The organism is Streptomyces beijiangensis (assembly GCF_017315755.1).
Classification (GTDB): domain Bacteria; phylum Actinomycetota; class Actinomycetes; order Streptomycetales; family Streptomycetaceae; genus Streptomyces; species Streptomyces beijiangensis.
In genome coordinates, this window is sequence record NZ_JAFLRJ010000066.1 from 23620 (window position 1) to 36946 (window position 13327).

Annotated in this window: 8 protein-coding genes; 5 read left to right on the plus strand and 3 right to left on the minus strand. The window is 69.2% G+C overall.

The window, feature by feature from the left end; all coding sequences use genetic code 11:
• Positions 1-40: 40 nt before the first annotated feature.
• On the minus strand, positions 41-835 hold the full coding sequence (locus tag J0695_RS07775; protein WP_372445721.1) for an aldo/keto reductase: 795 nt from the start codon (positions 833-835) through the stop codon (positions 41-43).
• Positions 836-1161: 326 nt separating this feature from the next.
• Here J0695_RS07775 and J0695_RS07780 point away from each other — a divergent pair, with 326 nt between their 5' ends.
• The 5 genes from J0695_RS07780 to J0695_RS45115 all read left to right on the plus strand — a co-directional run bounded on the left by J0695_RS07780 (position 1162) and on the right by J0695_RS45115 (position 10644).
• Positions 1162-2769 (plus strand): glycoside hydrolase family 88 protein, encoded by a 1608-nt coding sequence (locus J0695_RS07780; RefSeq protein ID WP_206961122.1) that lies wholly within the window; start codon positions 1162-1164, stop codon positions 2767-2769.
• On the plus strand, positions 2766-4916 hold the full coding sequence (locus tag J0695_RS07785) for a discoidin domain-containing protein (protein ID WP_206961123.1): 2151 nt from the start codon (positions 2766-2768) through the stop codon (positions 4914-4916). Before J0695_RS07780 ends, J0695_RS07785 begins: the two co-directional genes overlap by 4 nt.
• Positions 4917-5108: 192 nt before the next feature.
• Positions 5109-6491 carry a CBM35 domain-containing protein gene (locus J0695_RS07790; RefSeq protein ID WP_307798488.1) on the plus strand — a complete coding sequence of 461 codons (1383 nt, stop codon included), beginning with the start codon at positions 5109-5111 and terminating at the stop codon, positions 6489-6491.
• Positions 6492-6526: 35 nt separating this feature from the next.
• Complete coding sequence (locus J0695_RS07795; protein WP_206961125.1) at positions 6527-8176, plus strand: glycosyl hydrolase family 8; 1650 nt, start codon at positions 6527-6529, stop codon at positions 8174-8176.
• Between the two features lie 32 nt (positions 8177-8208).
• Positions 8209-10644, plus strand: a complete 2436-nt coding sequence (locus J0695_RS45115; RefSeq protein WP_277989953.1) for a PQQ-dependent sugar dehydrogenase — start codon at positions 8209-8211, stop codon at positions 10642-10644.
• Here the strand turns inward: J0695_RS45115 and J0695_RS07805 are convergent.
• Both J0695_RS07805 and J0695_RS07810 read right to left on the minus strand, forming a co-directional pair.
• The gene (locus J0695_RS07805; RefSeq protein WP_206961126.1) at positions 10637-11371 is read right to left on the minus strand and encodes an ABC transporter ATP-binding protein; all 735 of its coding nucleotides are present in this window, start codon (positions 11369-11371) and stop codon (positions 10637-10639) included. The genes J0695_RS45115 and J0695_RS07805 overlap by 8 nt on opposite strands.
• The coding region (locus tag J0695_RS07810) for an ABC transporter permease subunit (protein ID WP_206961127.1) at positions 11368-13327 on the minus strand (1960 nt) is incomplete at its 5' end. The genes J0695_RS07805 and J0695_RS07810, both read right to left, overlap by 4 nt.

Sequence of the window (13327 nt, forward strand, 5' to 3'; positions counted from 1 at the left end):
CGGCTGTGAGGCCGGGCGGCGTTCGGGTGTGCTGGTGCGGTCAGGCGCCGAGGTTGAAGCCGGCCGGGTCGGGACCCAGACGCTTGCCCTCGTCGAGCGCGGTGATCGCGGCCAGGTCGTCGGCGTCGAGCTCGAAGCCGAAGACGTCGATGTTCTCCTGGATCCGCGACGGGGTCACGGACTTGGGGATCACGACGTTGCCGAGCTGGAGGTGCCAGCGCAGCACGACCTGGGCCGGGGTGCGGCCGTGCTTCTGGGCGATCGCGACGATCGTCGGGACCTCCAGGAGGCCCTTGCCCTGGCCCAGCGGCGACCAGGCCTCGGTCGCGATGTCGTGCTTGGCGTGCAGCGCGCGCGAGGCGGACTGCTGGAGCTGCGGGTGCAGCTCGATCTGGTTGACGGCCGGGACCACGGAGGTCTCGCCGAGCAGGCGCTCCAGGTGGTCCGTGGGGAAGTTCGAGACGCCGATGGCCTTGGCGCGGCCGTCCGCGTAGATCTTCTCGAAGGCCTTGTACGTGTCCACGTACGCGTCCTTGGCCGGTACGGGCCAGTGGATCAGGTACAGGTCGACATGGTCGAGGCCGAGCTTGGAGAGGGACTCGTCGAAGGCGCGCAGGGTGGAGTCGTACCCCTGCTCGCTGTTCCACAGCTTGGTGGTGACGAAGAGTTCGTCACGGGCGATCCCGGAGGAGGCGATGGCCTTGCCCGTGCCCTCCTCGTTTCCGTAGATGGCAGCGGTGTCGATGGAGCGGTAACCCGCTTCGAGTGCTGTGCCGACAGCCTTCGTGGCCTCGTCGTCGGCGACCTGCCAGACACCGAAACCGAGCTGCGGCATCTCGACGCCGTTGTTGAGGGTGATGAAGGGGACGCTCACGAGCGGTCGGTTCCTTACGTCGTCGTCGGTTGGTACTCCCATGGTCAACGATGATGCGGATCCACGCATTCCCGTCCTGTGCCAGTCCTGTGCAGGTCCTGGCGTTGGCGCGATACAGATCCGACCTTCTTGGTGCGAACCATTGACCGCGTACCAACAAGACGCAACTCTGTGGCACATAACTGAACGCAGTACATCCTTGTGAACGATCGCGCTCGGTTATGCCCTGCATGTGCACCACATCGCTCACTCCTGAACCCCCATCTCAGGAAGGCAGGCATCTGCCCATGTGGAACGCTACGAAGACATCCGACCTCAAGGCGAGCCGGAGGCGACACGGCCCCCGTGCGTTACTCCTGGTCACGGCCCTCGTCTGCACCGGACTGGCCGTGCCGCACACGGCCACCGCGACTACTGCTGCTCCTGCTGCTGCCGCCGTCGGGTACGAGGCCGAGAGCGCTCAGGTCCATCTCGGCGCCGTGGCCACCGACCACGCCGGCTTCACCGGGACCGGCTTCGTCGACTACACCAATGTGGTCGGCAGCCATGTCGAGTTCACGGTCGACGCGGCGCGGGCGGGCGACACCGCCCTCACCCTGCGGTTCGCCAACGGCACCACCACCGACCGGCCCATGGACATCACCGTGAACGGGACGACGGTCGCCACCGGCCTCTCCTTCCCGTCCACCGGCACCTGGACCGGCTGGCAGACCCGCACGCTCACCGCGGCCCTCGCCGCAGGACAGAACACGGTCCGCGCCACGGCCACCACCGCGAACGGCGGCCCCAACCTGGACTCACTGACCGTCGGCACGCCCTCCGCCGTCACCGACTGGTCGACCGCGATGACCGACTCCACCATGGCCCGCTACACGCCGACCACCATCGGCGGCTGGTCGTACCCGGTCGGCCTCTACCTCTACGGCCAATACCTCACCTACCAGCGCACCCACGACCCGGCGTACCTCTCGTACATCAAGAGCTATGTCGACCGCTTCGTGGACGCGAACGGCGTCATCAACCAGTCCTTCAACAGCCTCGACTCCATGCAGGCCGGACGGCTCCTGGTGATCCTCCACCACGAGACGGGCCAGCAGCGCTACGCCACCGCGGCCAAGACCGTCCGCGACCGCCTCGACACCTATCCGCGTACCGCGGAGGGCGGCTTCTGGCACGCCGACACCAGCAGCCGGGCCCATCAACTCTGGGCCGACGGTGTCTACATGGTCAATCCGTTCCTCGTCGAGTACGGCAAGGAGTTCCACGACTCCGCGTACGCCGATGACGAGGCGGCCAAGCAACTCGCGGTCTACGGAAGCCACTTGCAGGTCGCGGGCGGCCTCCTGAAGCACGCCTGGGACGAGTCGCGCACCGCCGCCTGGTCCGACCCCACGACCGGCCTGGCCCCCGAGCACTGGTGCCGCGCCGTCGGCTGGTACTCGATGGCGATCGTCGACGTCCTGGACGCCATCCCCGCCGACGCCCCGCGCAGGCCCCAGCTCCTGACGATCCTGCGCAAGCTGGCCACCGGCCTGGAGCGGACCCAGGACCCGGCCACCGGGCGCTGGTTCCAGATCATGGACAAGGGTGACCGCAGCGACAACTGGACCGAGACGTCCTGCTCCTCGATGTTCACCTACGCGCTTTCCAGGGGCGCCCAACAGGGCTACGTAGACCGGCACTTCACCGCTGTCGCGCAACGCGGCTACCAGGGGGTGCTCGCCAAGGTCTCCCTCGGCGCGGACGGCCTGACGAACCTCGCGGACATCACCATCGGCACCAACGTCGGCGACTACGCCTACTACGCCGCCAGGACCAGGGCCACCAACGACTTCCACGGCCTCGGCGCCTTCCTGATCATGAACGAGCAACTGAGGGGGGCGCGGAAGTCATGAAGAGACTGGCGATCCTGATCGCGCTGCTGCTCGGCGCCCTCCTGCTCCCCTCGCCCGCCCGCGCGGACCTCCAGAACCCCCGCCAGGATTTCCTGCGCGCCTCCACCGGAGGGCTCTTCCTGCACTGGGGCGAGCGCACGTCCCCGCAGCACACCAGCTGCGGCGGCTGGGAGAGCGACGTCACCAACGGCGGCTGGACCCCCGACTACTGGGTCCAAGAGGCCCAGAAGCTCCACGTCCAGTACCTGGTCCTGGCCACCTTCCACAGCCGGCTCGGCTACGCCCGCCCCTGGCCGTCGGCCATCCCCGGCAGCTGCTCCACCAAGCGGGACTTCCTCGGCGAGCTGATCACGGCCGCCAAGGCCAAGGGCCTCAAGACGATCCTCTACATGACCGACGACCCGCAATGGCACGCGGACGGCGGGCACGAGTGGCTGGACTCGGCCGCGTACTCCTCGTACAAGGGCAAGAGCGTCGACTTGACGACCCGCGACGGCTTCGGGGAGTTCAGCTACGACAACTTCTTCGAGGTCATGGACCGCTACCCCGACCTCGGCGGCTTCTGGATCGACAACGACAACGCCTACTGGGAGTCCCACGACCTCTACGCCCAGATCCAGCAGAAGCGCCCCTCGTACACCCTCAGCAACAACAACGAGGACACGCCGATCATGGACATGATCAGCAATGAGCAGAAGACCGGGATGACGCCGTCCTACGACTACCCGCAGGCGGTCTACACGGCTCAACCCCGGCTCACCGAGGCGGACTTCAAGCTGCCGTCCACCGGCGCCTGGTGGTACGACGGCTCGGACCCGGCCGTCGACAAGATGCTCACCATCGGCCGGCTCGTCACCAACGCGGGCTCCTCCGTGAAGGCGCTGATGGCCGAGACCGCGATGGTCAACGGCAGGTTCCCGCCCCAGCAGGAGGCCTTCAACACCTTCGCCAGCAGCTATCTGAACCCGATCAGGGAGTCGCTGTACGGCACCGAGGGCGGCGGTTACCTGTACGGCGGCCTCAAGCCCGGGTTCTGGAACGACGGCGCGCACGGGGTCACCACCATCAGCAGGACCGACCCCGACCGCCAGTACGTCCACGTCCTGACCCCGCCCACCACCGGTACCCTGCGCATCCGCGACAACGGCTACCGGATCTCCTCCGTGAGCAATCTGCGCACCGGCGCCGCGGTCTCCTTCAGCCAGTCCGCCGGCGTGCTGACGCTCAACGGCCTCGGCAGCTGGGACCCGTACGACACCGTCTTCAAGGTGACGACGGCCGGGCGCCAGGGCATCCTGCCCGCCTCCTCGTACACGATGAGCGCGAGCGCTTCGGCGAGCGGACACGGGGCCCCGGCCGCCGCGGACGGCAGCTACACGACGTACTGGGACAGCGACAAGACGCTGCCCGTCACCCTGACCTACGACCTCGGAACGGCGAAGCCGGTGCAGTACATCGGCCTCAACCAGCGCGAGGACTCCGTCTCCTACGCGCGCTCCGCCACCGAGCAGTCCGCCCGCATCAAGGACTACAAGGTGTTCCTCAGCAACAACGGCACCAGCTGGGGGAGCGCGGTGAAGACCGGGCAGCTGGCGAGCCGCCGCGGCATCCAGGGCATCGATCTCACCGCCGCGAACGCCCGTTACGTACGCCTGGAGGTGGACACCACCTGGGCCGCCTCCACCGACACCACCCGCTACAAGCGGCTGCGCGTCGACGAGTCCTGGATCGGCACCTCGTACGCGGCCCGGGCCACCGGCACTCCGCCGGTGCGGTACGAGGCGGAGAACGCGGTGATCTCGTCGGGGGCCGTGGCGACGAACCACCTCAACTACTCCGGCGCCGGCTTCGTGGACACCGCCAACGCGGCCGGGGCGTACCTGGAATGGACGGTGAACGCGCCCACGGCAGGCACGTACAACGCGACGCTCCGGTACGCCAACGGGACCGCGGCCGACCGCCCCATGGACATCACCGTCGACGGTTCCGCGGTCTCGTCCGGACGCTCCTTCCCGGCCACGGCCGACTGGGACACCTGGGCGAACTCCACCCTCCCGCTCTCGCTCGGAGCCGGTACGCACACGATCCGGACGACGGCGACCACGGCGAACGGCGCACCCAACCTCGACCACCTCGACCTGGGATAGCCGCACAGAGGTGACCTGCGGGGCGACGGGCATCGGCCGTCGCCCTCCAGGTGCTGCCGTGAAGAGAGTCAACTCTCCTGAATAGACGGCTAGTTGGGTCTGCTGCGGCCATTGACAACAGTGGGCCGAGGCGCTCCTATGCAGGGATGGTTAGGAACCTTTCCTAACTGTGATCCCAGAGAGGCCCCTCACGTGCAAACGACCCTGCGCCCCCGGCTCCTGGCCGCCGTGCTCGCCACGGCGCTCGGCCTGCTGGCGCTGCTCGGCGCCGCCCGCACCGCATCGGCGGCCACCCCCCGTTACGAGGCCGAGAGCGCCGCGCTCTCGCAGGCCGCCGTCGCCGCCAACCACACCGGCTACTCCGGCACCGGCTTCGTCGACTACACCAACATCATCGGCGGCTCCGTCGAATGGACGGTGAACGCGGCGGCCGCCGGCGCCGGGGACATCACCCTGCGGTACGCGAACGGCACCACCGTCAACCGCCCCATGGACATCTCCGTCAACGGCACACCGATAGCCACCGGCAAGGCGTTCAACGGGACCGGCTCCTGGGACACCTGGGCCTCGGCAGCCCTCACCGCGACCCTCAAGGCCGGCGCCAACACCGTCAGGGCCACCGCCACCACCGCGGGCGGCGGACCCAACGTGGACTATCTGGAGGTCGCCCCGCAGACCACCACCGGACCCGGTGCGATGGCCGCGGCACCGTACGAGTACCTCGGCTGGGGCAACCCGCAGAAGCCCACCGACGTGATGGCGGCGACCGGGGTGAAGTGGTTCACCCTCGCCTTCATCCTCTCCGACGGCACCTGCAACCCGAAGTGGGACGGCGACCGTCCGCTGACCGGCGGCAGTGACCAGTCCGCCATCAACTCCATACGGGCGGCGGGCGGCGACGTCGTCGTCTCGGTCGGCGGCTGGAGCGGCAACAAGCTCGGCGAGAAGTGCACCAGCGCCGCCGCGCTCGCCGGGGCGTACCAGAAGGTGATCTCCGCGTACCACCTGAAGGCGCTGGACATCGACATCGAGGACACCGAGTTCTCCAACGGAACGGTCCGCCAGCGGGTGGTCGACGCCCTGAAGACCGTCAAGGCCGACAACCCGGGTCTCGTCACCTACGTGACCATGGGCACCACCCCGACGGGCCCCGACGCCACCGGCAAGGACCTGATCAAGAAGGGTGCGGCGGCCGGGTTCGCCAACGACGGCTGGGCGATCATGCCGTTCGACTTCGGCGGCCACAGCGGCACCATGGGGCAGGCCTCCGTCGCCGCCCTGGACGGCCTCAAGGCCGCGGTCAAGTCGGCGTACGGCTACTCCGACGACGCGGCCTACCGCCACATCGGCGTCTCCTCGATGAACGGCAAGACCGACGAGGCCGGCGAGACGATCACGGCGACGGACTTCCGGACGATCCTCACGTACGCCCAGACGCACCACATCGCGCGCTTCGCCTTCTGGTCGGTCAACCGGGACCGGGCCTGCGGATCGGGCACCGACGGGGACTCCTGCAGCGGGGTCTCCCAGTCGCCGTACGACTTCACCAAGATCGTCGTCAAGTACCAGGGCTGAGGAGTCGAGTGATGAACCGTAAGGAGAGGATGACCATGCACCGATCCAGGCTCAGTCAGCCCACGGTCTTCGGCGTGGTGGCCGCGCTCGCCCTGCTGGGCCTCGCCGCGCTGTCGCCCGACGCACAGGCCGCCGCCACCGGCTACGAGGCCGAGAACGCCGTGATCTCCTCGGGCACGGTGGCCACGAACCACACCGGCTACACCGGCACCGGCTTCGTCGACTACACCAACATCGTGGGATCGTCCGTGGAATTCACCGTCGACGCAGGCGCGGCGGGCCGTCGTGGACTGCTCCTCCGGTACGCCAACGGAACCGCCGTCGACCGTCCGATGGACATCTCCGTCAACGGGACCGTCGTCACCGCCGGAGCCTCCTTCCCGGCCACCGCCAACTGGGACACCTGGACCACACGGACCGTCGACGCGAACCTCGTGGCGGGTACGAACACGATCCGGGCGACCGCCACCACCCCCAACGGCGGCCCCAACCTGGACAACCTCACCCTGGGCGCCCCTTCCACGGGCGGCAGCGGCCCCGCAGTCCCCTTCGGCGGCCACCAGTTCCCCTACGCGTCGGGCACGCTGAAACCCACCGGCACCCAGTCCGCGCTCGACCAGGCGGTCATCACCAAGTACAACGCCTGGAAATCCGCGTTCGTGAAGCAGAACTGCGGCAACGGCTGGTACGAGACCCTCTCGCCCGACGCCGACCACCCCTATGTCGCCGAGGGCCAGGGCTACGGCATGGTCGTCACCGCGACCATGGCGGGCGCCGACCCGAACGCGAAGACCGTCTTCGACGGCATGGTCAAGTACGTCCTCGCCCACCCGTCCGTGAACAACTCCAACCTCCTCGCCGCCGAACAGAACGCCTCGTGCACCAGCGTCGACGGCTCGGACTCGGCGACCGACGGCGACCTCGACGTGGCGTACGGACTGCTGCTCGCCGACAAGCAGTGGGGCAGCACGGGCACGTACAACTACAAGGATCTGGCCGTCCGGCACATCAACGCGATCAAGTCCAGCGAGATCAACTCCTCGACGCACCTGCTGCTGCTCGGTGACTGGTCGTCCCCGGGCGATCAGTACTACAACATCTCCCGCTCCTCGGACTGGATGATCGACCACTTCCGCGCCTTCAAGCGCGCGACGGGCGACGCCGCCTGGGACACCATCCGCACCGCCCACCAGAACCTGATCACCTCCCAGCAGACCAAGTACGCCTCGTCCACCGGGCTGCTCGCGGACTTCGTGGTCAACACCGACACCACCCCCAAGCCGGCCTCCGGCGAGGTCCTGGAGAGCCCGAACGACGGCGACTACGGCTGGAACGCCTGCCGCGACCCCTGGCGCATCGGCGCCGACGCGGTGACCAGCGGCGACCCCGCGTCGCTCGCGTCGGCCCGCAAGATCAACGCCTGGATCAAGTCCAAGACCGGGTCCAACCCCGGCAGCATCGTCACCGGCTACCACCTCTCCGGGACGGCCTTCGACTCCGGCCACGACATGGCGTTCACCGCGCCGTTCGTCGTCACCGCGATGACCGACCCCGGCTCCCAGGCCTGGCTCGACGCGCTCTGGACGAAGCTGGCGGGCACCGCCATCGACGCCTCGCTCTACTACGGCGGCAGCGTCCAGCTCCAGTCGATGATCGTGGCTTCCGGCAACTACTGGGTGCCGTAATGTCCCCCGAATCCCTCATGAAGGAGGGTTCCATGCGGTCCAGAAGAACCAGAGCCGTGGCGGCGCTCGTCGTCGCCCTGCTCCTCGCCTGGCTGGTGCAGGCGATCCCGGCGAGCGCCGCGGTCACCCGCTACGAGGCGGAGAGCGCCGTGATCTCGTCCGGGGCGGTGGCGACGAACCACCTCAACTACTCGGGCACGGGCTTCGTCGACACCACCAACGCCGCAGGTGTGTATACCGAGTTCACGGTGAATGCCGCGACTGCGGGCACCGCCACCATCGCCATCGGTTACGCCAACGGCACCACGGTCGACCGCCCCGCCGACATCGCCGTCAACGGCACCACGGTCTCCGCGGCCCGCTCGTTCGCCGCGACCGCCGACTGGGACACCTGGGCCGTCTCCACCCTGACCGCCCCGGTCACCGCCGGGAACAACAAGATCCGCCTCACGGCCACCACGGCCAACGGTCTGGCCAACATCGACTACGTGGACTTCCAGGTGGCGGCCCCTGCGGGCACCGCCTACCAGGCGGAGGACGCCACCGTCGGACAGGGCACCATCGCCACGAACCACCTGAACTACACCGGCACCGGCTTCGTCGACTACACCAACATCGCAGGTTCGTACGTCGAGTTCACCGTCAGCGCCGCCACGGCGGGCAGTGCATCAGTCGCCCTGCGGTACGCCAACGGGACCGCCGTCGACCGCCCGATGGACGTCACCGTCAACGGCACGGTCGTCGCCCCGGGAGTCTCCTTCCCGGCCACCGCCGACTGGGACACCTGGGCCACCAAGACCCTCGGTGCGACCCTCGTGGCCGGTACGAACACGATCCGGGCGACCGCCACCACCGCGGGCGGCGGCCCCAACCTGGACAAGCTGACCGTGGGCACCGCAGCCGACACCCAGGCCCCGACCCGGCCCGGTACGACCAGTTGCACCGGGGTCACCGAGGACTCCCTCACCTTCAACTGGGGTGCATCCACGGACAACGTGGGCGTGGCCGCGTACGACCTCTACGAGCACGGCAACAAGCTCGGCGAGACCCCGGGCACCGTCACGAGCAAGACCCTTACCGGGCTCACCGCCAACACCGTCTACAACCTGACCGCCATCGCCCGCGACGCCTCCGGCAACACTTCTCCGGCGTCCACGGCGATCGACTGCACCACGCTCCCCAGCTCCGACACGACCCCGCCGTCCGCGCCCTCCGCGCTCACCACCAGCGGCCTCACTGCCAACGCCGTCACCCTCACCTGGGGTGCGGCCACGGACAACAAGGCCGTCACCACCTATGAGGTGCGCAGCGGCTCCACCGTCTACAAGACGCTCACCGGCACCCCGCCGGCGAACACCACGACCCTGACCGGGCTCGCCTGCAACAGCCCGTACACCCTGACCGTGGTGGCCAAGGACCAGGCGGGCAACTCCTCCGCACCCAGCAACGCCGTCACCTTCACCACCCCCACCTGCACCTCCGACGGCGGTGTGCCCTCCTCGATTTCGACGCTCTCCAGCGGCTGGACGATCCCCTGGGGTACGTACTGGATGCCCGACTCCTCCAGCGCCCTGGCGACCGAACGGGACAGCTTCAAGGTCTTCAAGGTCACCCCGGCCGGCGCCAGGACCCAGGTCGGCACGGTCCCCAACGTCGTCACCACCGACGGCGAGGGCGGTCTGCTCGGTGTCGCCGTCGACCCGAACTGGTCCTCGAACCACTACGTGTACTTCATGCACACCGCCTCCGAGGGCAACCGCATCGCGCGGATGACGTACGACGGCACCACCCTGACCGGCTACAAGATCCTGCTCCAGGGCATCAAGAAGAACCGCTACCACAACGGCGGACGGCTCCTCTTCGGCCCCGACGGCTATCTCTACGCCTCCACCGGCGAGGCCCAGACGCCCGCCCTGGCCCAGGACAAGACCTCGCTCAACGGCAAGATCCTGCGCCTGACGACCGCGGGCCAGCCGGCTCCCGGCAACCCCTTCGGCACCTACGTCTACAGCTACGGCCACCGCAATCCGCAGGGCCTGGCCTTCGACCGCAACGGCCGGTTGTGGGAGGCGGAGTTCGGCGACAGCAAGTTCGACGAACTCAACCTCATCAAGCCGGGCGCCAACTACGGCTGGCCGACCTGTGAAGGCACCTGCAGCACCTCGGGGATGACCAATCCCAAGAAGACCTGGACGGTCTCGGAGGCCTCGCCCAGCGGGATCGCCATCGTCCGCAATGTGATCTACATGGCGTCCCTGCGCGGCGAACGCCTCTGGCAGATCCCGATCTCCGGGGACACGGAGAACGTGGGGACACCGGCCGCGTACTACGTCGGTACGTACGGCCGCCTGCGCACGGTCACCAAGGTGCCCGGCCAGGACGCGCTCTGGCTCTCCACGACCAACTGCGACAACAACGGGAATGAGGCAGCGGGCTCGGACAAGATCTTCAAGGTCGCGATCAAGTAGAGGCAGCGGTACCGAGATAGGCGTCGCGGACGGCGGGGTTCTCCCGTACGTCCGCGGCGTCGCCCTCGGCGAGAACGGTACCGAGGTCGAGGACGACGACGCGGCTGCAGAGCTCCATCACGAAGGCGACGTTGTGCTCGACAAGCAGCACCGCACACCCTTCTTCGTCTGCCAAGTGTCGTACGACAACAGCAAGTTGGCCTCTCTCCTCACCGGACATCCCCGAAGCCGGTTCATCGAGCAGCAGTACCCGGGGAGGGTCCGCGAGAGCGCGCGCCAGCTCCGCCATCCTGGCCTGGCCGACAGGGAGCACGCCCGCGTACGAGTCCGCGAGGGCGTCGAGCCCGCACTCGCGCAGTACGGCCGCCGCACGCGAACGGCGCCCTGCCAGCTTCCGCCGTCCTCCGCGCCACTCCTGGGCGACAAGAAGATTGTCCGCGACGGTCAACTGCCCGAAGAGCTGCTGCCGTTGGAAGGTACGGCGCATGCCGTGCCTGGCCCGCCAGACGGGGGAGCGGCGGCTGATGTCCCTTCCGTCGAGGAGGACGCGCCCCTCGTCGGGCCTGCGGATCCCCGAGACCACGTCGAACAGGGTCGTCTTTCCGGCCCCGTTGGGCCCGATCAGTCCGCACACCTCTCCGCCGTGCACTGCGAGATCAACACCGTCCAGGGCCCGTACGCCCCCGAACCGCACGCCGATCCCCGTGGCCGCAAGCACCTGACTCATACGGTCTTCGCCCCCACTCCCAGATAGGCCTCGGTCAGCCGGTCGTCCTCCACCGCGGTGCGCGGCCCGCACCAGGTGACCCGCCCCTGCGCCAGATACGCCACGGTGTCGGCGACCCCGAGCACCTCGGCCGCCTTCTCCTCGACCAGCAGCAGCGCGGTCCCCTGGTCCCGCAACTCGGTGAGCAGCAGGAACACCTCGTCGACAATGCGCGGGGCGAGACCGAGGGACGGCTCGTCGGCGACGAGGACCGCCGGCGGCCGCTGGAGGAGCGGGGCGAGCGCGAGCAGCTGCTGCTCGCCGCCGGAGAGCGAACCGGCGGTGACCGTACGGCGGTTGGCGAGCCCGGGGAAGCGGGCGTAGACGGCGTCGCGCCCGTCCCTGTCCTCGATGTACAGCGCGAGGTTCTCCTCGATGGAGAGCCCGGGGAAGATCCCGCGCCCCTCCGGCGCCAGCACGATCCCGCCGCGCGATCTGCGCACCGGCCCTTCGCGGGTGACCTCGCGCCCGGCGGCGTACACACTCCCCGTCAGCGGGCTGAGCACCCCGGCCGCGACCCGGCACGTGGTGGACTTCCCGGCGCCGTTGGGTCCGAGCAGCGCCAGGATCTCGCCGGGCCGTACGGACAGATCGACACCGTGCAGTACGGGCGCCCCGTCGTATCCGGCGCGAACACCCCGCAGCTCCAGCGCGGCCCCGGCGACCGGCTTCGCCGTGTCGTTCGCGACCGGCCGACGCGGCGAGGGCACCGGTGGCGGAGCCTCCCCGGCGGCCGGAGCGGACGCGGCTCGTGCCGTCGCCCGCCTGCGGTGCCACCGCGCGGACACCGCCGCGCAGTACCCGTCCGGATCATTGGCGAGCGCCAGCCCCGCAAGGCCGAAGAGGATCACCGGCAGATGCGCCGAGGACGTCACGTACTCACTCATCAGATGCGGTACGAGCGCGAACACCAGCCCCGCCACCACCGCGAACTGCGGCCTGCGCACCCCCGCGGCCACCGCCACAGCGAGCCAGATCAGCCCCGACATCGCGGTGAAGTCGGTTGCGGTGACACGGGTGTTGTACGAGGCGTACATCACGCCCCCGAAACCGGCCACCCCCGCCGACACCGTGAACACCAGGAGCTTCGTGCGGATCACCGAGACCCCCGAGGCGAGCGCCGCCGCGGGGGCGGACCGTACCGCCAGCATCGCCCGCCCGGCCCGGGAGCTCCGCAGCGCGCTGAGCGCGGCGACCGCGACCGTCACCAGCACCACCAGCGCCACACCCATCGCCCGGTCGTCGCCCAGGTCGACAGGGCCGAAGACGGGGCGCGGGATCTCCCAGCCCGTGTCGCCGTTCCTGAGCCACCGGAACTGGAACAGGACCTGGTCCGCCAGGAACGCGAGCGCGAGCGTGGCGAGGGCCAGACTCCTCCCGCCGAGACGCAGCGCGGGAAGCGCCGCGACGGCCCCGAGCAGGGCGGCCACGCACGTCCCCACCGCGGCAGCGGCGACGAACGGCCAGCCATGGCTCATCAGCAGCCCGGCCACCAGCGCGGCCCCCGTCACAAAGGTCGCCTGCGCCAGCGAGACCATCGCGCCGAGCCCCGTCACCACCGTGAAGGAGACGAAGACCAGGGAGATCGCCAGACCCTGGGCCAGGATCCCGCTCCAGAAAGGGGTGGTGACCGTATAGAAGGCGACCGCCAGCAGAACAGCCCCCGCCGCCCACACACCCCAACGGCGCCCCCACGAGCGCCCGGCCAGATAGTCGACCGGTGGTGCGTCCACCGCTGCCGTCCCCGCGGCCCGCTGCCGCCGGGTCATGATCAGCAGTCCGGCGAACAGGATCAGGAACGGCACCGCCGTACGGAAGCCGGTGATGCCGTCGGCGAAGGACGCGTACCCGGCCGTCAGGTTCTGCAGTACGCCGAGCCCGAGACCTCCCGCGAAGGCGAGCGGAACGGAGAGGAAC